Genomic DNA, 18,351 nt, shown 5'->3' on the forward strand with positions numbered 1-18,351 from the left:
GCGTCTTCCCTTTGGTATCTGGAGTCAGAATATGCCGCCGTTTGTGCAAGCGGTCGAGATAGATTTTCATTCGAAACCTAAACGCGCAATTCGTCGATCAGTTCCCGCATGTCCGGGGGGATTTCGCTGTCGAGCGCGATGTTGTTACCGGTCACCGGATGAATAAAGCCCAAATGGGCCGCATGCAATGCCTGCCGCACGAAATTCCGCGCCTTCAGAACCTCGGACAGCGGCTTTCGGGCGCGTCCATAGACCGGGTCGCCGGCCAGCGGATGGCCGATATGCGCCATATGGACGCGCACCTGGTGCGTGCGCCCGGTCTCCAAGCGGCATTCGATCAGGCTGGCATGGCGCAGCGGCTCGATCGTGCGGTAATGCGTGACCGCGCGCTTACCCCGATCAGCGGCGACCACCGCCATCTTCTTGCGGTTGGTGTTCGACCGGCCCAGCGCCGCATCGACGGTGCCGCTGGCGGGCATCGGGCGCCCGGTGACGATCGCGATATAGCGGCGGTCGATGCTGTGCGCGGCGAATTGTTTGGCCAGCCCTTCGTGGGCGCGGTCGTGCTTCGCGGCGACGATCAGCCCGCTGGTATCCTTGTCGATGCGGTGGACGATGCCCGGACGCGCGATGCCCCCGATCCCCGACAACTGCCCAGCGCAATGGTGGAGCAGCGCGTTGACCATCGTCCCGTCAAAATTGCCCGCGGCGGGATGGACGACCATGCCCGCGGGCTTGTCGACGACGATCAGATGTTCGTCCTCATAGGCGATGATCAGGCCCATGTCCTGGGCGACATTGTGCGTCGGTTTGGCGGCGGGGACGCGAACTTCAAGCGTCGCCGGTAGGGCCGCTTTAGCCGACGGCTCACGCAGAATTGTGCCGCTCGCGTCACTGACGCGGCCATCCTTGATCAGGCTCTTGACCCGCTCGCGCGACAGGTCGGGCAAGGCTTCGGCCAGCGCCCGGTCCAGTCGCAGTCCAGCTGCGCTATCGTCGAGCGTCACGGTCAAAATATTGTCATCCCCCTGCATTGATGAGGATGTGGAAATTGACGGCGGAATTTCAAGATGCGCTCTCTCGGTTCCGTCCGTGTCGAGCGCATTTGAGACACCCCCGAGGGCGCGCGCGAACGATAGGCATCTCGACTTCGCTCGATGCCAACGGTTTTGGGGATGCTACTTGCCTCTGGGTTGATGCCTGTCCTAGGGAGCATCCGCGCGCCGGAAATGTCTGGCTTGCGGGGAGTTAACCAATCCATGTCCGACGACCGCGTCGATTTCGCCTCTATGCTGGCCTCGCGGCTGTGCCACGATCTACTCAGCCCGGTCGGCGCGTTCGCCAACGGGCTCGAACTGCTCGCCGACGAAAAAGACCCGGCGATGCGCGAACGCTGTTTTGAACTGCTCGAACAAAGCGCGCGGACGTCGGCGAACAAACTGAAATTCTTTCGGCTGGCGTTCGGCTCTGCAGGCGGCTTCGGCGAGCTGGTGCCCGCAGACGAGGCCAAATCGGCGATCCAGGGGATCATCGGCGACCGCGCGATCGAACTCAACTGGATGATCGGCAGCGACCCGCTGCCCAAACCGGCGGTGAAGATCATCCTCAACCTGTCGCTGCTGCTCGTCGATGCTCTCGTCCGCGGCGGACGGCTCGACATTGGTTGCGAAAAGCAGGGGGATGCGACCGAAATCGCGTTGCATGTCGAGGCCGAACGCATCTTCCTTGACGCCGATGTCGAAACCATCCTGCGCGACGGCGAAGGCGCCACCGCCATGACCTCGCGCACCGCACCCGCGGTGCTGGTGCAGGCGGTCGCGGCGCAGAATGGCGGCACCGTCATGCTCGCGCGCGAAACGCCGACGTCGCTACTAGTTGGCGCGGTGCTTCGCGGCCGCGGGTAAAGGCTCCCTTAACCATTGTCCGCCATGGTGCGGCTTCAGTTTCTGGGGCGCACCGGTACCGTGATAGACGATCTGCTGAACGACTTTTTGGCCGAAACGGCGGAAATCCTTGCCGAAGCCGGTGGGGCGCTCGTCGCGTGGGAGGCTGATCCCGCTGATCGCGCCCAACTCGACGCCATTTTTCGCCTTGTCCACACGATCAAAGGCAGCTCGGGTTTCCTCGCTCTGCCGCGCGTTACTGCACTGTCGCATGCGGCCGAAGACGCGCTCGACCAGGTCCGCCGCGGGAACCACCCAGCCAATGCCGCGCTCGTTACAGGCGTGCTTGGCATCATCGACCGGCTGAACATTGTCTGCGCTGCCTTGGGCAAAGATGGCGTCGAACCGGCTGGTGACGACAGCGACGTCATCGCGGCGCTTGCCGAACAAGATTCGACGACCGAGACCGGATATGACGTTGCCGGGGTGCCGCTCCGCCGCGACGATGATCTCGAGGCCGAACTGCAAAGCTGGCGCTCGATCCGCGTTCCGCTCCCGCTGCTCGATAGCGTCATGACCGGGGTCACCGACATTGTGCTCGCACGCAACGAATTTGCCCGGATGCTCCGCGATTCGGGCGCCAGTCCGACGGTGATCGCCTCTTTCGACCGGCTGTCAGATTCGATCGCCGGCATGCGCCAGTCGGTCAGCCAGATGCGGATGCAGCGGATCGACAAGCTGTTCGCGCCGCTGCCGCGCATCGTCCGCGATCTGGCGCAGGACATGAGCAAGAAGATCGTATTCCAGACCAGCGGCGGCGAAGTCGAGCTTGACCGCGAGATGATGGAGAATATCCGCGACCCGTTGATCCACATCGTGCGCAACGCGATCGACCATGGCATCGAAGCGCTCGAAGACCGCGTGGCTGCGGGCAAGGACATCACCGCGACCATTTCGGTGTCAGCACGTCAGTCGGGCAACCAGATCGAAATCGAAATCCGCGACGACGGCCGCGGCATGTCGCCCGATGTGCTGGTCGCCAAGGCGATCGCATCGCGCGCGATCACTGCCGCCGAAGCGCGCACCCTGTCGGTCAAGGACAAGCTGGAACTCGTCTTTCGTCCGGGCTTTTCGACCGCGGCAAAAATTACTGAAGTCTCGGGGCGCGGCGTCGGCATGGACATCGTCAAGGCGAATGTCGAAAAGATCGGCGGCGTCGTCGAACTGCGCAATGATGAGGGCCGGGGGCTGACCATCCTGCTGCGTGTGCCGATGACGCTGACGATCATTTCCGGGCTGATGGTGCGCGCCGCAGGGCAATATTTTGCCATTCCGCGCGGCGCAGTGCGCGAAATCCTGCTCGAAAGTGGCGACACGGTGCGGATCGATCGCGTCGGTGGCGGCGAATTGGCGACGGTACGCGGCGAACAATATCCGTTGCTGCGGCTCGAGAAAGTGCTCGGACGTGAAACGAGCGACGACGACGATGTCGATGACCGCGCGCTGGTGATCGTGCGCCCGGGGCAGGGACAAAGCTATGCGCTGAGTGTCGCGGCGATCCACGACCATGAGGAACTCGTGATCAAGCCCGCCGCGCCGATGATCATGGCGACGGGGCTTTACGCCGGGACGACGTTGCCCGACAACGGCCGCCCGGTATTGTTGCTCGATGTGCAGGGGCTGGTGGCCGCTGCAGCGATCGACGCGACCGAAACAGGCCGCAACCATGATCAGATGGCCGCCGCCGAAGCGCAGGCGAACGCCGCGCGCAACGCCGCGCAGCTGCTGCTGTTCCGCGATACGAATTGCCGGGTCCGCGGGGTCCGGTTGTCGGTCATCGAGCGGGTCGAGGAAGTCCCCGCATCGGCGCTGTTCGAAAGCGCGGGCCGCGTTCAGGTGCAGATCGGCGACGAGATTTTTCCCGTCCATACCGCGAACCTGCCCGAAGCGGAGGGATCGCTGAAGCTGCTGCGGCTGTTCGACGGGCAATCGGTGCTCTGTTATCCAATCGCCGAGGTCATCGACATCGTGCGTTTGCCCGATGCGGTGCAACCGTCGGCGGCGCCGGGGCTCATCGCCGGAGTCGTGCTGGTCAGCGGCGAGCCCGTCGAACTGATCGATCCCTTCTGGCTGATGGCGCAATATGCGGTACTGGATGCCGAGGCCGCGCTGAACCAGCCGCTCTGCCGCCTGGCCAACGATCATGATGGCTGGGGCGGCAATTTTCTCGCGCCGATCCTGCGCAGCGCCGGTTACCGGGTGGTGTCGGACAAGGATGTGGTGGAGGAAGCGCCCGATGTGTTGCTCTGCCTGACCGACGACGGCGCGTCCTGTGCGCATGTCGGCGACGAAATTCCGGTTATCCGCCTGCGCAGCGCGATTGCCGCGGCGGGGCCGGATGACGAAACCGTTTATCGCTACGATCGCCAGGCGCTGCTCGACGCGCTGGCCCGCCGCATCGGAGGAGGCCGCGCATGATGGAAAAACTTTATCTGATCGCGCGCATCGCCGACACCCGCGTCGCCCTGCGCAGCCGTGCGATCAATTCGGTGGTGACCGTCGGCATTCCGGTCGAAGTTCCCGGCGCGCCGCCGCATGTCGCGGGCCTTTTCGCGCTACGCAGCCGCGTGTTCACGCTGATTGATCCGCATGTTGTCATCGGCCTGTCGCCGGTTCCCGTTGCGGCGGGGCAGCGGGTGATCGTGGTCGACGTCGCCGACCATGGCTATGCGCTGCTCGCCGACGCGATCGAGGATGTATGTTTTATCGAAGCGCCCGAAACACGGGTGGCGGGCAAATTGCTTCCCGGCTGGGCGCGGGTCGCCGATGGCATGATCGAGCATCAGGGCGCTTCGCTGTTGGTGGTCGATCCGTCGCATTTCATCACCCTGCCTGCACTCAAGGCTGCATGAATTAACGGGCTAGACACTCCTTGAAACTAGCATGACGTGAAATCTGGGTGTTGCGGAGGAATGAATGTCGAAATCTTGTCTGGTCGTCGATGACAGTAAAGTCATTCGCAAGGTCGCGCGCCATATCCTTGAAGGCATGTCTTTTGCCGTCGAAGAGGCGGCCGACGGCCAAGAGGCGCTGACCTTTTGCCGCGCCAACCGTCCCGACGTGATCCTGCTCGACTGGAACATGCCGGTGATGAGCGGGATGGAATTTCTCGGCGCGTTCAATGACCTCGACTATGGGCATGAAGAACGGCCGCGGGTAGTGTTCTGCACCACCGAAAACAGTATCGACCACATCCGCGCCGCGATCGAGGCCGGTGCCGACGAATATGTGATGAAGCCGTTCGACCGTGAAACGCTGGAAGGAAAATTGCAGCTCGTCGGCGTCGCGTAAGGCGATGGCGATGGCGCGTCCGCAATCCCTGGTTTCCGCTCCCGAACCGTCAGCGCGGACGGTGCGGGTTATGTTGGTCGACGACAGCCTGGTTGTGCGCAGCATCCTCGAACGTATCGTCGATCAGCGTCCGGGACTCGAAATTTGCGCCTCGGTCGCCTCGGCGCACGACGCGCTGGCCTTTCTCGCCCGCGAACCCGTCGATGTGATCGTGCTCGACATTGAAATGCCGGGGATGAGCGGGATCGACGCGCTTCCGCACATCCTGACGCGCGCCGCTAAGGCGCGGGTGCTGATCCTTTCGTCAAACTGTGTCGAAGGCGGCCCGGCGGCGATCGAAGCGCTCGCGCTCGGCGCCAGCGACACGCTCGCCAAGCCCGGCCGCGGCAGCTTTTCGGGCCGGTTTGCCGAGGTGCTGACCGACCGCATCATGTCGCTGGGCAACCAGCAGAATTTCCCGGCGCCGGTCCCCGTCGCCGAACGCCGTACTCCGGCGCCCGTCGCGCTGGTGATCGACAGCGACCAGCCGATCGAATGTATTGCCGTCGCCGCATCGACCGGCGGTATTCCCGCCTTTACCAATTTCCTCGCCAACCTCGACCCGCGCGTCACGGTGCCGATCCTGCTGACCCAGCATTTGCCTGATGCCTTCATGGAATTTTACGCCAAGCAGATCGCTACTGTGACCGACCGCAAAGTGGCGGTCGCCCAGTCGGGGATGACGGTCGAGCGCGGCCATATCTATCTCGCGCCGGGGGATGCCCATCTGCTCGTTGTTAAGAACGGGCGCCGCCATGAAATCGCGCTCGACCGTCGCGCCGTCGAAAATGGCTGCTGCCCGTCGGCCGATCCGATGCTTGATTCGGTTGCCGAAGTTTACGGCAAGGGCGGCGTCGCCGTGATCCTCAGCGGCATGGGCCGCGATGGCGTCATCGGCGCGGCGCGACTCAAAGACGCTGGCGGCACAATCTTCGCGCAGGCGCCCGAAAGCTGTGTCATCTGGGGAATGCCCGGCGCGGTCGCCAAGGCAGGGATCGCCGCCGCCACGTTAAATCCCGACGCGATCGCGCTGATGCTCGGCAGCTTCTTGCCAGGTCGGCGCAAGCCATGATGGGCGGCAGCGCCAGCGAATCGGCCTATCGCGTCCTGATGGGCGTGCTCGAGTCCCGGACCGGGCAGACGCTTTCACCCAGCCGCATCTGGCGTATCGAAATGTCGCTGAAACCAGTGATGCAGCGCCACAACATCGCCGATCTCGACGCGCTGGTCGCGGGATTGGTCACCTCGACCAGTCGCCAACTGCTGGACGATACCGTCGACGCGATGCTCAACAACGAGACCTATTTTTACCGCGAATACAGCCTGTTCGACGACATTGCTGCCACAGTGCTTGATAAGCTGCGCGAGATCAACAAGCTTCGCCGCCGTTTGACGATCTGGCATTGCGGCGTCTCGACCGGGCAAGAGGCTTACTCGCTGGCGATGCTCATCGCCGAACAGGGCGAAAAATGGGCAGGCTGGCAGGTCGATATCGTCGGCACCGACGTCAGCTACCACGCGATCAGCCGCGCCCGCGTTGGACTGTACAGCCAGTTCGAAATTCAGCGCGGGCTGCCCGTACAGCGGATGGTGCGCTGGTTCGATCAGACCGAGGCTGGCTGGCTGGTCAAAGCGGATATCCGCCGCCGCATCGATTTTTCGGTCCAGAACATGCTCACCGACCGGCCGCCGCTCGCCAGTCCGGCCGACCTCATTTTCTGTCGCAACCTACTGCTCTATTTTTCTCCCTCGATGCGGCAAAAGGCGTTCGCAAAGCTGCGGACAATGGCGGCGCCGCAAAGCTTCCTCGTGCTGGGGGCAGGGGAAACGGTGCTTGGGCAAACCGACCAGTTCGTTGCCAGCCCGCGGCTGCGCGGATTGTACGAACCCGCCGACCAGCAAATGCGCCGCGCAGCGGCGGCCTGACCTTGCAATTTGCGCCTCGCTGGCGCAGGTGGATCAGCATCTCGCACCGGGATGAAACAATATGGGCCGCGAACCGCATGAGCGATTTTATCGAACGCTGGTCACCCAATTTCGACGAGCGCGCGCTGCCTATCTCGATGATCGTGCTGCATTATACGGGTATGGAGACCGGCGCGGCGGCCATTGACTGGCTCGCCAATCCGGAAGCCAAAGTCTCGGCACATTATGTCGTCAGCGAGGACGGCCAGATCACCCATATGGTGCCCGAAGAAAAACGCGCCTGGCATGCCGGGCGCTCGCACTGGCGCGGGGTCAGCGATATCAATTCGGCGAGCGTCGGGATCGAGATCGTCAATCCGGGGCATGAATTCGGCTATGTCCCGTTCCCCGATCCGCAGGTCGCCTCGGTCGTCCGCCTGGTCCACCTGATCAAGGATCGCTATGCAATCACGCGCGGCAATGTCGTTGGCCATTCGGACATTGCACCGACTCGCAAGCAGGATCCGGGCGAATTATTCCCGTGGGAAGAACTGGCCCGCCGCCGCCTCGCGTTGCCGCGCCCGCGCAAAAAACTGACCGATCCGCTGTGGACCGACGCAGGATTCCTGCTGGCGCTCGAACGCTTCGGTTATGACGTGACGGACGGGTTTGCGGCGACGGTTGCGTTCCAGCGCCGCTTTCGCCCCGAACTGATCGATGGCACGATCGACGGCGAGTGCCGGGCGATCCTGCTGGGTTTGCTGCTGCCGCAACCCGAAGGGAACTGAACGAGCGGCTTGGCCGGCGCGTTCGTGCCGACAAGAACCGCGCTGCCTTGTCGGCTACCGGTTTAGCGCACAACCAGCAGATAGGTGGCGACGAGCGCGGCGACCAGAACAGCGCGCAGGATCAACCCGTTGCGCAGCGAATGACCTTCATGATGGGATTGCAGGTCCGATGGTATCGGCATCGGCCGTGTTGCCGAAACGTCCGCGCCGCCCGTGTTGCCGAGGGGAATCCAGCCCGCCATGTGGAAGGGACCGGCCCCGATCAGCCGGACAAGCTGTCCCCGTACTTCTTTGCCATCCGCCTGCTTGAGGGCGAGCCGCAGCATTTGGAAATGCGTTTTTACGTGGGTCCCGTACCAGCGCTGTCCCAGAATATGAGCGCGTTCCAGATGGTGTTTGGCAAGCGCCATGTCGCCCGCGGCTTCGGCGGCGCGTGCTCCGGCCATTTCCTTGGCGAAGGCTGTTTTCAAGGCGGATTTCATGGTGACGTCTCCAGCGTGAGGACAAAATGCTATCACGACCGTCGTCATTCAAGCCAGCGACCGATTGCACTAGTGCATCCGCCGCACCCCATTACCGACTGCTGTTTCCCAAGCGATTGCTGCCAACCGCCACGCGGTAGCTAGCGACCAAATGTCAGCTGTTAAATTGGATCGAGACGTCTCCCACTTGCCGTCGTTCGTTGTGCCAATCATGATCGCCTCATGGCCGACGTGATTTACCTTTCGTGTGATGAAGACATGCCGGACCACGGCGGCGATCAGCGTTGGCTGATCATCGAAGCATCTGACGATGGACGATTCTTCGGATCGGGTGGGTCGTTCAAAGCGGACGGCGAATGGGGAGGATATGGCTCTCTAGCCGAAAGCGACTTATCGTTGGAGAGTGCGCTGACCGCCGCGCAGCAATGGGCAAACAAACACGTCGTTCCGACCATCTGGGTTCAGCCCAAGCCTGAAGGCAGCTAACCTCGGCACAACCCCTTGAAGCAGCTATTCTGCTTTCAACTCGAAACCAGCCCTTCCACAATCGCTCGTATTGCGCGTCGGATCGCGCTATACTCGCTCAGCCAGAGGGTTGGGCGATCGCCGCCGGTGGGGTATCCTGCCGGGGGAGGAAAGTCCGGGCTCCACGGAAATCACGGTGCCGGATAACGTCCGGCGGGCCGGTCTTCGGATCGGTTCAGGGAAAGTGCCACAGAGAGCAAACCGCCACGGCTTCGGCCCGGCGAAAGGTGAAAGGGTGCGGTAAGAGCGCACCGCGCGGCTGGTAACAGGCGCGGCACGGCAAACCCCACCGGGAGCAAGGTCGAATAGGGATGGCACGAGTTCAGTCTCAGGGCTGGTTCCGGCTCCGCCATCCGGGTTGACTGCTTGAGCGTTCGGGTAACCGTTCGCCTAGAGGAATGATCGCCCATCCCCGGCAACGGGGTGGACAGAACCCGGCTTATAGACCCTCTGGCATTTACCTCCCCACCGCGGCGCGGGAACCCCTCGCGCGGGGGCCGCGTATTAAGCGGACGAGTTGGAAGGGAAACGCATTATGAAAATCGTCGACGACCATGTCGAAGTAGATGAAACCGAAGCAAGCGGCGGGGTCAAAGGGCATAATGTCCGCTACGTCCTGGCCTTTTCGCTGATCGCCGTGGTGATCGTTTTGTCGGCGATCTGGATCATCCCGGCGCTGTTGCAGCCCTGACCCGGCGCGACTTTCCGCTTTCCTACATTGGCCCGGTCACTTACCGTCAGGGTTCGGGACGGCGAACGCGGGCGCTGACGCGATTTCAGAGTGAAGTTGCGCAGAATTTTGCCATTTCCAAGCGGCCGCTCACCGGGGCTAAGAGGGGCAAGGATGGCGATTCAGACACGAATAGGGGCGTTGTTGGCGGCGCTTTTCGGAGCGATTGTGACGACCTCGGTCGCTGCGGCACAGCCGCCGCCGTGCGGCGACGCACCGCTTGAGGGCGAACGCGTGGCGCTGCTCATTGGCAACAGCGCCTATAATGACTGGGAATGGCCGTCGCTGAAAAATGCGGTCAATGACATCGATTATGTCTGCGCCGCCTTTGCCAAGGCCGGGATTACGCCGCGGATCGTGCGCAATGCCGACATGCCGACGCTCGACGCGGCGCTGACGCGCTTTGCCGGGGAGGCGGCGGGGGCGAAATCGGTCATCATCTATTACGCCGGACATGGGTTTGAATATGGCGGACGCAACTGGCTGGTGCCGATGGAGGCACCGCCAGCGACGCGGCGCGCCGATGTCGAAAAACGCTATCTGTCGATCGAGGCGGCGGTGAAGCGGGTGGTGCCTGCGGGCGCCTTCACGCTGTTGTTCGTCGATGCCTGCCGCACAACCGAACCGGTGGTGCGGATCGAGGATGTCAATGTCGCGGCGGGCGATGCGGCATCTGCGCCGCTCGGGCTGCTCGACATCGGGCAGGGGGCGGTTTTCTATTCGACCGCGAAGGGACGGCCCGCGCTCGACTTCGCGCCGGTCGGGTCGCCGGTGAGTCCGTTTGCAGCCGCGGTGGTCAAAGAACTGGCTATTCCAGGCCTGGAAATATCCGATTATTTCAAGATCGTGTCGCGCGAAGTTTACAAGCGGACGCATGGTATGGAATTGGGGCCGCAACAGCCGTTCCATTATGGCAGCTGGTTCGACGATTATTATCTCGTTGCGCCGCCGGAAGTTCCAGCGCGCGTGGCGCCCCGGGCGGCGTTTCGGCCCTTGTCGGCACCGCCGCCACCGCCCGGCGCGGCGGCCGAAGGCGCGTCGCGCGGTACCACTGCCGATCCGCTCGCCGATATTTCGCTCGACCGATTGGCGATCGAGGACGAGCCGATGTTGATCGCCGATGTCCTGTCGCGCCACTCCGCCAGCGAATTGATCGCGCTCGCTGACGGCGGCCATCCGCTGGCGCAGCAGCTGGCGGGCTATATGTTCTCGCTCGGCGTGGGGCTGAAACGCGATCTGCCGCGGGCGCGGGGGTATCTTGAGGCGTCGGCGGCGCAGGGATTTCCAGCGGGGCAGCAGGAGCTGGCCTATTTGCTGCTCGAAAATGATCCGTCGCCGGAAGACCTAAAGCGCGCTTATGATCTGTATGTCGCGGCGTCGAATGCCGGGTTCTCGAAGGCCAAGACGCATCTGGCGTATCGGCTGGCGGCGGGTACCTTCGGACCTGCCGAATTCACCCGCTCGCAGGCGCTTTATGCAGAAGCGGCCGAAAAGGGCCATCCGGCGGCGATCTTTGCGCTGACCTATTTCGCCGACACCCGCGCGGCGAACCTCGCGCAGCTGCGCACTCTTGCCGCCACGGGCAACCCCGAGGGGAATCACTGGCTTTGCGAGGCGCATTTTGCGGCCAAGACGCTGCCCGGCGCGATCGAGGATTGCGGCATTGCAGCGCGCGCGGGCTTTGCGGGGTCGCGTGCGATCCTGGCCGATGCCTATGCCAAGGGGGTCGGGGTAGGGGGGGATGCAAAGGAAGCGGCGCACTGGGCCAAGCTGGCGCGCGCCCTGCCGGAATTACGCAAGGATCAACGCGAACTGATCGCGGGGATTGGTGAGTGACTGGTCAGGGATAGCCGACCGCCATCACCTCCCACTGTTTCTGCCCCGACGGTAGCTGGACGACGCGCACATCGCCCACCGCGGCGCCGCGCAGCGCGCGGGCGAGAGGGCTGTTCCAGCCGATCCGGCCGTCGCCGGCCTCGGCCTCGTCGTCACCGACCAGCGTGACGGTGCGCCGGGCATCGTCGTCGTCGGCAAGCTCGGCGGTCGCGCCGAACCAGATGCGGCTCTTGTCGGGCTGTTCGGCGGGATCGACGACGCGCGCCGCCTTCATGCGTCGTGCCAAAAACGACAAGCGCCGGTCGATTTCGCGCAGCCGCTTGCGGCCATAGATATAGTCGCCATTCTCGCTGCGGTCGCCATTGCCCGCTGCCCAGCTGATCACCTCGACCAGTTTCGGCCGCTCGTCGCCGAGCAGCGCGTCATATTCGGCGCGCAGCGCGGCAAAGCCGGTCGGCGAGATGATATTGCTGCGTTCCCCCGCCACGCGGCCTTACCCCGGCGAGCGTTTGCCAAGGTAGAAGCTGAGCGGTGCCTGCGGCAGCGTCTTGCCCGGTTGCAACGTGTCGTAAACGACCGCATTTTCGAGCACGCGCTGGACGTAATTCTTGGTCTCGAAGATCGGGATCGCCTCGATCCAGTCGAGGATATCGATCGACCCGGTGCGCGGGTCGCCGTTGGCGCGCAGCCATTTGTTCACATTGCCCGGACCGGCGTTGTACGCGGCGACCGCCAACGGGTAGCTGCCGCCGAAATAGCGCAGCATCTGCTGAAAATAGGTCGATCCCAGCATCATGTTGTAATTGGTGTCGGCGGTCAGCAGGTCGCGGTTGTACGACAGGCCGAGTTTGCCGGCGACTTCGTTCGCAGTGCCGGGCATCAGCTGCATCATCCCGCGCGCCCCGGCGTGGCTGATCGCGGCGCGGTCAAACTGGCTTTCCTGGCGGGTGATCGCGTGGATGAAGGTCCAGTTGCCCTCATGACCAGCGGGCACGCGCACCGTTGGGAAACCCGCGACTTCGACCGCGTCGAGGCTGTTCGCCTGCGCACTGCGGCCGATCATGACGCCAAGGTCGGGGCGCCCGATCTGCGACGCCAATTGTCCGGCAAGGATATGGTCGGCGGGCGAGCTTGCCTTTTGCGACAGCGCGCGCAGGAACAAAGTCTGTTCGCGCCACGCACCGATTTCGCCGAGCGCGCGGGCCGCGCGGACGAGGCGGTCGTCGTTGAAGTTGCGCTTTTCGTCGTTGCTGACCTGGATCGTCGGGTTGGGGGTAGGTTTGGGCTGCGGACGGCCCAGCCGTTCAAGCGCCAACTGGCCGTAGAACTGGTCATAATGCTGCGCGGCATCGGCGAAATGCGAATTGGCAGTGCCGCGGTCGCCCGCCGCGAGCGCGGCCCGGCCCGCCCAGTAAAAGCCTTTGGTACGCGTCTGCGCCGATCGCGCTGCCTCGCCATAGGCACGGTACAGCTTTACTGCCTCGGCAGGGCGGCGCAGATCCTTGTATGCCAATTGTCCTGCCAGCCATGCCAGCGACGTATAATCGTCGCGAACGGCGAGCGAGGTTTCGCGGATCACCGTTCCGGGCGGGAAAGCGTCGTCGATCTGCCGCGCGATATTATAGGCGGTAAGCTTGTCGCCGCCGCTGTCAGCCTGGCGCGCGTTGGTCAGCAGCGTTTCGATCCATTCCTCGGGATCGGTCGGCGCTTGGGTCAGTGCTCGCGGCGCGGCGAGCAGCGCGCGCGCTTCGCCGACGCGACCCGACTGGCGCAGCCAGGTCGCCTTGGCGGTGATATATCCGGGGTCGGTCCGGACGAGCGACGGGTTCGCCGCCTCGACCGCGGCGGCCTGCAATGCGGCATCGACCGATTTGCTCCGCAGCGCGAGACGCGCAGCGAAAATCGCGCGCTTTTCGGGCGACGTATAGGGTAATTGGCGGCTGGCAGCGGCGGTGGCGTTCGACCAGAGTAACCGATCCATCCGCGCGTCGTGATCGGCGAGCGTGATCGCACCCGCGAACAGGCCGAGCGCGCGGCTGGTTTCGGCGTCATCCAACGGCCCGCTGACCCACGCGCGGCGAACTGCGGCATTGGCCTCGTCGCGGCGGCCCGATGCATTGAGCGCCAGCGCGTGGCGCAAATGGCCGCTGGCGGTCTGCGGCGGGTACGCTTGGAAATAGGCGAGGGTGCGCGGCGGATCGAAACTGTCGATCGCGATCGCCTTTTCGGCGCGCGTGCGCATCTTGTCGGCGTCGGGCCAACCCTTGTTGGTCATCAGAAAGCGCGACAGCTGATCGAACGAGGCGCCGGTGTTGGCGGTCAGCCGCCGCCATTCCATCACCGCGTCGCCAACCGAATTGGTGGAGGGCGGCGGTCCCGATGTCGACGCCAGCCCCATCTGGGCGCGGTACCACGCCATTTGTTCAGGAGTCAGTTCGCTGGCCGTGGCCGCGGTCGGAATGAGCAGGGCCATGGCGAGCGCCAGGCGCGAAATACGGGGCAGCGTGTTCATGCCGTGCATGTTAGTGCCAAACTCCTTGCGGGGCGCTGAATAGGCGTCCATTAGCGGCGCGCCGTCGGGACTCTACCGGCGCGGCCATGTTTTTGTAAAGGAGCGGGGCATGTTTTCGGGGTCTATTCCCGCTTTGGTGACGCCATTTCGCGATGGGGCGTTCGACGCGCCGGCCTTCGCGCGCCTAGTCGACTGGCAGATCAATGAAGGGACCAGCGCGCTGGTCCCGTGCGGTACGACCGGTGAAAGCCCGACGCTGGGTTTCGACGAACATTATCAGGTGATCGACAGCTGCATTCAGGCCGCGGCTGGGCGCGTACCGGTGATCGCCGGGTGCGGGTCGAATGACACTGCGACTGCGGTTCGGCATATGCGCTACGCGCAATCTGCGGGAGCCGCCGCGGCGCTGGTGGTCGCGCCCTATTATAACCGTCCCAGCCAGAACGGGATGATCGCGCATTTTCAGGCGCTGGCGGACGCGAGCGACCTACCGATCGTTGTCTATAACGTCCCCGGCCGCACCGTCGCCGACATCAGCGCCGAAACGATGTGCAAGCTCGCCGAGATCCCCTCGGTCGTCGCGATTAAGGATGCGAGCGGTGATCTGGCGCGGGTCACGATCCACCGCGCGGGTGTCGGAACCGATTTCTGCCAGCTGAGTGGCAATGACGATCTGTGGCTGCCGCACGCGGTGATGGGCGGAGTCGGCTGTATTTCGGTCACCGCCAACGTTGCACCGGGGCTGTGCGCCGATTTCGCCGCTGCTTGCGCGGCGGCCGACTGGACGCGGGCGCTGGTGCTGCACGACCGGCTGTTCGATCTGCATCAGGCGATGTTCGCCGACACCTCGCCCGGGCCGGTCAAATATGCGCTGTCGCGCGTCCACGACTGGTTTTCGCCCGAAGTACGCCTACCTATCATCCCGGCGGACGCAGCCTCGCGCGCCGCCGTCGATGCCGCGCTGTCCGCGGCAGGAGTGATTTAGGTTTCCCATGGCTCGTCCGCAGTCCGCCGCCGAATTTGACAAGAAAAAGGTCGTCGCCGAGAACCGGCGCGCGCGCTTTGATTTTGCCATTGAACAGGTGTTCGAGGCTGGGATCGCGTTGCAGGGGACCGAAGTCAAATCGCTGCGTTTCGGCGAAGGCACGATTGCGGAGAGTTATGCCGAGGTGAAGGGCAATGAGGTGTGGCTGATCAACAGCAACATCCCCGAATTCAGCCACGGCAACCGCCACAATCACGAACCCAAGCGCCCACGCAAGCTGCTGCTGAGCGGCCGGGAGATCAACAAGATGTACGCCGGCGTTGCGCGGCAGGGCATGACGCTCGTCCCGCTGAGCGTCTATTTTAACAGCCGCGGCCGCGCCAAGGTCGAGCTCGCGCTCGCCAAGGGCAAGAAAGCACACGACAAGCGGGAGTCGATCAAGGAGCGCGACTGGAAGCGCGACAAGCAACGACTGATGAAAGAGCGCGGGTGAGCGGCGGCAAGCCTCGGGACAAGGCGGCGGTGATGAACTGGATCCGCCGCAACTCGCCGACGCGCGAAGAGCTGCTCGCGAGCCGTTTCGTCAAGCCGTTTGCCCATAGGGTTGCGCACAGCCATTTGTGGCGCTTCACCCGCACTTCAGTGCCGCGCGGGACCGCGCTCGGCCTGTTCGTCGGCATTTTTTTCCTGATCCCGGGCATCCAGATATTGGGCGTCGCGCTGCTGGCGCTGCCGGTGCGGGCGAACATCCCGATTGGTGCCGCGATGACATTTTTGTCGAACCCGGTGACGACGCCGTTCATCATCCTGGCGTCGGTGTGGCTGGGCGACTGGCTGTTCGGGTTGCAGGCCAATAGCGCGACTTTTTCGGCGATGATCGAACATGGCGCGTCGGCGGGCGAATGGGCGCGCTGGGTGTTTTCGGACGCCGCGCCTGCCATGATGGCGGGACTTCTGGTCATTTCGGTCGTGTCGGCGGCAGTCGGATATGTGCTCGCCTCGATTTTCTGGGACAACTGGATTCGCCTCCGCTGGCGGCGCAAATTGCAGCGGGCACGCGACCAACGACATGAGGCATCGACCAGCGACACCCCCGCCGGTTGAACCCCGCGCGCGCCGCCGTATAGCTAACCCATCGCAATATCCTGCGGCGCCAACGCGCTGCGCGTCGTTGCTTCGTTTTGAAAACTGGGGACTATCATGACTCTTTTGCATGTTTCTTCGCGCCTGCTGGCGACCGCCGCGCTAGGCGCCGTGCTGATGACCGCCGCACCGGCAGTTGCCAAGGAAAAGGCGGCGCCCGCTGCCGCACCCGCGGCCAAGCCCGAGCTTGGTATGTTCGGCTTCGACATCGCGGGCATGGATTCGAGCGTCCAGCCGGGTGACGACTTTTACGCCTATGCCAACGGCACCTGGGCCAAGAACACCACGATCCCCGCCGACAAGTCGAACTATGGCATGTTCACCGCACTTGGTGACCTGTCGCAGCAGCGCACGCGCGAAATCCTCGATGCGGCCAAGGCTGATCCCAACAGCATGATTGGCCGCAATTATGCTGCCTATCTGGATGGCGCGGCGGTCGAGGCGAAAGGACTGGCGCCGATCCAGCCGTGGCTCGCCAAAATCCGCACGGTCGACAAGCCCGGCTTGGCCGTGCTGCTCGCCGAAGCCGACCGCAGCGGCGTCCAGCATTTCTTTGGCGGCTTTGTCGGGCAGGACGACAAAAACCCCGAAGTCTATATCTACACGTTGTTCCAGGGCGGCATCGGCATGCCCGACCGCGATTTCTACTTGAAGGACAATGAGCGCAACGCCAAGTTGCAGGCAGCCTACCTGAAGCATCTGGAGAATGTCCTGACGCTGGCCGGCGAGGCGAACGCCGCGGCGCGCGCCAAAGCAATCTATGATTTCGAAAAGCAGATAGCGACAGTCCATTGGGACAAGAACGACAGTAGCGACGCGACCAAAGTCTATAACAAGATGACGATCGCCGAGCTTGCTGCCGCGGCGCCCGGTTTCGACTGGGCGACCTTCATTCGCGGTCTGGGGGTCAACGAAGATTCGCTGCTGGTGTCGCAGCCAAGCGCCTTCACCGGCGAAGCCAAGCTGCTCGCCGAAGCGCCGATCGCGGTGATCCGCGACGCGCTGATGGTCCGCAGCCTCGACGGCTTTTCGGGCGTGCTGCCCGAGAAGTTCGCGCAGGAAAGCTTCTCCTTCTATGGCACCGCCTTGTCGGGAACGCCGCAGATGCAGGAACGCTGGAAGCGCGCGGTCGATTTCACCACCGGCAATCTGGGTGAGGCCGTCGGTCAGGATTATGTCGCGAAATATTTTCCGCCCCAAACCAAGGCGGCGATGGACGAACTGGTCAAGAACGTCCTCGGCGCGATGGGCCGCCGCATCGACGGGCTGGCGTGGATGCAGCCCGCGACCAAGGCCAAGGCAAAGCAGAAGCTGGCCAATTTCACCACCAAGATCGGCTATCCCGAGCGCTGGAAAGATTACAGCAAGCTCGAGATCAAGGCGGACGACCTGTTTGGCAATGCGCTGCGTTCGAACCAGTTCGCGCACGACGACAATATCAGCCGCCTGGGCGGGCCGATCCGCCGCTGGGAATGGGGAATGACCCCGATGACGGTCAATGCTTATGCAAATTTCGGCATGAACGAGATCGTGTTCCCCGCCGCGATCCTTCAGCCTCCCTTCTTTGACCCGCACGCCGATCCGGCGATCAATTATGGCGGTATTGGCGCGGTCATCGGTCATGAAATCAGCCATCATTTCGACGATCAGGGCGCGAAATATGACGAGACCGGCAAACTCGCCGACTGGTGGACCCCCGCCGACGTCGCCGAGTTTGAGGCCGCGGGCAAGGCGCTGATCGCGCAATATGACGCCTATGAAGTGCTGCCCGGCGAAAAGCTCGACGGCACCTTCACGCTAGGCGAAAATATCGGCGATCTGGCAGGCCTGACCGTCGCCTATGACGCGTACAAGGCATCGCTCGGCGGCAAGGAAGCGCCGGTGCTGGGCGGGCTGACCGGCGACCAGCGCTTCTTCCTGGGCTGGGCGCAGGTGTGGCGGCGCAACTATCGCGACCAGAATCTGTCGCAACGGATCACGACCGATCCGCATTCGCCGTCGATCCAGCGGACTTGGGTCTCGCGCAACCTTGACCCTTGGTATAAGGCGTATCAGATCAAGGAAGGCCAGAAGCTGTATCTGGCGCCCAAGGACCGTGTTCGCATCTGGTGATGCGCCGATAAGAAAGTCTGTCATTGACCGCGACGAGCCTGCCTTCCGCTGATTCTGATA

General features: G+C 63.5%; 18 protein-coding genes and 1 other RNA gene. 15 read left to right on the plus strand and 4 right to left on the minus strand.

Annotated features, from left to right (window positions below; all coding sequences use genetic code 11):
* Positions 1 to 77: 77 nt before the first annotated feature.
* Positions 78 to 1,034: an RluA family pseudouridine synthase gene (locus CDQ92_RS14160; protein ID WP_088441993.1), complete on the minus strand. Its 957-nt coding sequence runs from the start codon at positions 1,032 to 1,034 to the stop codon at positions 78 to 80.
* A 225-nt stretch (positions 1,035 to 1,259) separates the two neighbouring features.
* On the opposite strand from CDQ92_RS14160, the gene CDQ92_RS14165 reads away from it, so the two are divergent.
* From CDQ92_RS14165 to CDQ92_RS14195, 7 genes are all read left to right on the plus strand, one after another.
* A complete protein-coding gene (locus tag CDQ92_RS14165; protein ID WP_088441994.1) occupies positions 1,260 to 1,904 on the plus strand; it encodes a histidine phosphotransferase family protein in 645 nt (214 codons plus the stop codon).
* Positions 1,905 to 1,964: 60 nt separating this feature from the next.
* Complete coding sequence (locus CDQ92_RS14170) at positions 1,965 to 4,361, plus strand: chemotaxis protein CheA (protein ID WP_229667337.1); 2,397 nt, start codon at positions 1,965 to 1,967, stop codon at positions 4,359 to 4,361.
* Positions 4,358 to 4,795, plus strand: coding sequence for a chemotaxis protein CheW (locus tag CDQ92_RS14175; RefSeq protein WP_169714569.1), 438 nt, complete (start codon positions 4,358 to 4,360; stop codon positions 4,793 to 4,795). Before CDQ92_RS14170 ends, CDQ92_RS14175 begins: the two co-directional genes overlap by 4 nt.
* A gap of 64 nt (positions 4,796 to 4,859) precedes the next feature.
* A complete protein-coding gene (locus CDQ92_RS14180) occupies positions 4,860 to 5,234 on the plus strand; it encodes a response regulator (protein WP_088441997.1) in 375 nt (124 codons plus the stop codon).
* Positions 5,191 to 6,345, plus strand: a complete 1,155-nt coding sequence (cheB, locus tag CDQ92_RS14185) for a chemotaxis-specific protein-glutamate methyltransferase CheB (RefSeq protein ID WP_229667342.1) — start codon at positions 5,191 to 5,193, stop codon at positions 6,343 to 6,345. Before CDQ92_RS14180 ends, cheB begins: the two co-directional genes overlap by 44 nt.
* On the plus strand, positions 6,342 to 7,199 hold the full coding sequence (locus tag CDQ92_RS14190; RefSeq protein WP_088441999.1) for a CheR family methyltransferase: 858 nt from the start codon (positions 6,342 to 6,344) through the stop codon (positions 7,197 to 7,199). The genes cheB and CDQ92_RS14190 overlap by 4 nt, the downstream gene beginning before the upstream one ends.
* Before the next feature lie 77 nt (positions 7,200 to 7,276).
* Complete coding sequence (locus tag CDQ92_RS14195) at positions 7,277 to 7,966, plus strand: N-acetylmuramoyl-L-alanine amidase (RefSeq protein WP_088442000.1); 690 nt, start codon at positions 7,277 to 7,279, stop codon at positions 7,964 to 7,966.
* A gap of 62 nt (positions 7,967 to 8,028) precedes the next feature.
* Here CDQ92_RS14195 and CDQ92_RS14200 read toward each other — a convergent pair whose 3' ends face one another.
* Positions 8,029 to 8,448: a DUF3703 domain-containing protein gene (locus CDQ92_RS14200; protein ID WP_158213855.1), complete on the minus strand. Its 420-nt coding sequence runs from the start codon at positions 8,446 to 8,448 to the stop codon at positions 8,029 to 8,031.
* 222 nt (positions 8,449 to 8,670) lie between these two features.
* Here CDQ92_RS14200 and CDQ92_RS14205 point away from each other — a divergent pair, with 222 nt between their 5' ends.
* The 4 genes from CDQ92_RS14205 to CDQ92_RS14215 all read left to right on the plus strand — a co-directional run bounded on the left by CDQ92_RS14205 (position 8,671) and on the right by CDQ92_RS14215 (position 11,539).
* Positions 8,671 to 8,934, plus strand: coding sequence for a hypothetical protein (locus CDQ92_RS14205; protein ID WP_088442002.1), 264 nt, complete (start codon positions 8,671 to 8,673; stop codon positions 8,932 to 8,934).
* A 101-nt stretch (positions 8,935 to 9,035) separates the two neighbouring features.
* Positions 9,036 to 9,431: RNase P RNA component class A (gene rnpB, locus CDQ92_RS14210), an RNA gene on the plus strand.
* Positions 9,432 to 9,508: 77 nt separating this feature from the next.
* A complete protein-coding gene (locus CDQ92_RS21380) occupies positions 9,509 to 9,664 on the plus strand; it encodes a hypothetical protein (RefSeq protein WP_169714570.1) in 156 nt (51 codons plus the stop codon).
* Positions 9,665 to 9,871: 207 nt separating this feature from the next.
* Positions 9,872 to 11,539: a caspase family protein gene (locus CDQ92_RS14215; RefSeq protein WP_158213856.1), complete on the plus strand. Its 1,668-nt coding sequence runs from the start codon at positions 9,872 to 9,874 to the stop codon at positions 11,537 to 11,539.
* Positions 11,540 to 11,543: 4 nt separating this feature from the next.
* Here CDQ92_RS14215 and greB read toward each other — a convergent pair whose 3' ends face one another.
* Together greB and CDQ92_RS14225 are read right to left on the minus strand one after the other, a co-directional pair.
* Positions 11,544 to 12,026 (minus strand): transcription elongation factor GreB, encoded by a 483-nt coding sequence (gene greB / locus CDQ92_RS14220; protein WP_088442004.1) that lies wholly within the window; start codon positions 12,024 to 12,026, stop codon positions 11,544 to 11,546.
* A 6-nt stretch (positions 12,027 to 12,032) separates the two neighbouring features.
* Complete coding sequence (locus CDQ92_RS14225) at positions 12,033 to 14,060, minus strand: lytic transglycosylase domain-containing protein (RefSeq protein WP_088442265.1); 2,028 nt, start codon at positions 14,058 to 14,060, stop codon at positions 12,033 to 12,035.
* A gap of 100 nt (positions 14,061 to 14,160) precedes the next feature.
* Between CDQ92_RS14225 and dapA the strand changes: the two genes are divergently transcribed.
* The 4 genes from dapA (at position 14,161) to CDQ92_RS14245 (ending at position 18,291) form a co-directional block, all read left to right on the plus strand.
* Positions 14,161 to 15,036, plus strand: a complete 876-nt coding sequence (gene dapA, locus CDQ92_RS14230) for a 4-hydroxy-tetrahydrodipicolinate synthase (RefSeq protein WP_088442005.1) — start codon at positions 14,161 to 14,163, stop codon at positions 15,034 to 15,036.
* Positions 15,037 to 15,043: 7 nt separating this feature from the next.
* Entirely contained in the window at positions 15,044 to 15,529 is a 486-nt protein-coding gene (gene smpB / locus CDQ92_RS14235; RefSeq protein ID WP_088442006.1) for an SsrA-binding protein SmpB, read from the plus strand.
* 32 nt (positions 15,530 to 15,561) lie between these two features.
* Positions 15,562 to 16,140: a DUF2062 domain-containing protein gene (locus tag CDQ92_RS14240; protein WP_088442266.1), complete on the plus strand. Its 579-nt coding sequence runs from the start codon at positions 15,562 to 15,564 to the stop codon at positions 16,138 to 16,140.
* 96 nt (positions 16,141 to 16,236) lie between these two features.
* Positions 16,237 to 18,291, plus strand: coding sequence for a M13 family metallopeptidase (locus CDQ92_RS14245; protein ID WP_088442007.1), 2,055 nt, complete (start codon positions 16,237 to 16,239; stop codon positions 18,289 to 18,291).
* Positions 18,292 to 18,351 lie beyond the last annotated feature (60 nt).

Origin of the sequence: Sphingopyxis bauzanensis (genome assembly GCF_002205675.1) — a bacterium.
GTDB lineage: Bacteria > Pseudomonadota > Alphaproteobacteria > Sphingomonadales > Sphingomonadaceae > Sphingopyxis > Sphingopyxis bauzanensis.

What these genes read in the sequence shown, in the direction of transcription:
- CDQ92_RS14160 (WP_088441993.1), bottom strand. Translation starts at nt 1,034, where the DNA reads ATGCAGGGGGATGACAATATTTTGACCGTGACGCTCGACGATAGCGCA.
- CDQ92_RS14165 (WP_088441994.1), top strand. Translation starts at nt 1,260, where the DNA reads ATGTCCGACGACCGCGTCGATTTCGCCTCTATGCTGGCCTCGCGGCTG.
- CDQ92_RS14175 (WP_169714569.1), top strand. Translation starts at nt 4,358, where the DNA reads ATGATGGAAAAACTTTATCTGATCGCGCGCATCGCCGACACCCGCGTC.
- CDQ92_RS14180 (WP_088441997.1), top strand. Translation starts at nt 4,860, where the DNA reads ATGTCGAAATCTTGTCTGGTCGTCGATGACAGTAAAGTCATTCGCAAG.
- CDQ92_RS14190 (WP_088441999.1), top strand. Translation starts at nt 6,342, where the DNA reads ATGATGGGCGGCAGCGCCAGCGAATCGGCCTATCGCGTCCTGATGGGC.
- CDQ92_RS14195 (WP_088442000.1), top strand. Translation starts at nt 7,277, where the DNA reads ATGAGCGATTTTATCGAACGCTGGTCACCCAATTTCGACGAGCGCGCG.
- CDQ92_RS14200 (WP_158213855.1), bottom strand. Translation starts at nt 8,448, where the DNA reads ATGAAATCCGCCTTGAAAACAGCCTTCGCCAAGGAAATGGCCGGAGCA.
- CDQ92_RS14205 (WP_088442002.1), top strand. Translation starts at nt 8,671, where the DNA reads ATGGCCGACGTGATTTACCTTTCGTGTGATGAAGACATGCCGGACCAC.
- CDQ92_RS21380 (WP_169714570.1), top strand. Translation starts at nt 9,509, where the DNA reads ATGAAAATCGTCGACGACCATGTCGAAGTAGATGAAACCGAAGCAAGC.
- CDQ92_RS14225 (WP_088442265.1), bottom strand. Translation starts at nt 14,060, where the DNA reads ATGCACGGCATGAACACGCTGCCCCGTATTTCGCGCCTGGCGCTCGCC.
- dapA (WP_088442005.1), top strand. Translation starts at nt 14,161, where the DNA reads ATGTTTTCGGGGTCTATTCCCGCTTTGGTGACGCCATTTCGCGATGGG.
- smpB (WP_088442006.1), top strand. Translation starts at nt 15,044, where the DNA reads ATGGCTCGTCCGCAGTCCGCCGCCGAATTTGACAAGAAAAAGGTCGTC.
- CDQ92_RS14240 (WP_088442266.1), top strand. Translation starts at nt 15,562, where the DNA reads ATGAACTGGATCCGCCGCAACTCGCCGACGCGCGAAGAGCTGCTCGCG.
- CDQ92_RS14245 (WP_088442007.1), top strand. Translation starts at nt 16,237, where the DNA reads ATGACTCTTTTGCATGTTTCTTCGCGCCTGCTGGCGACCGCCGCGCTA.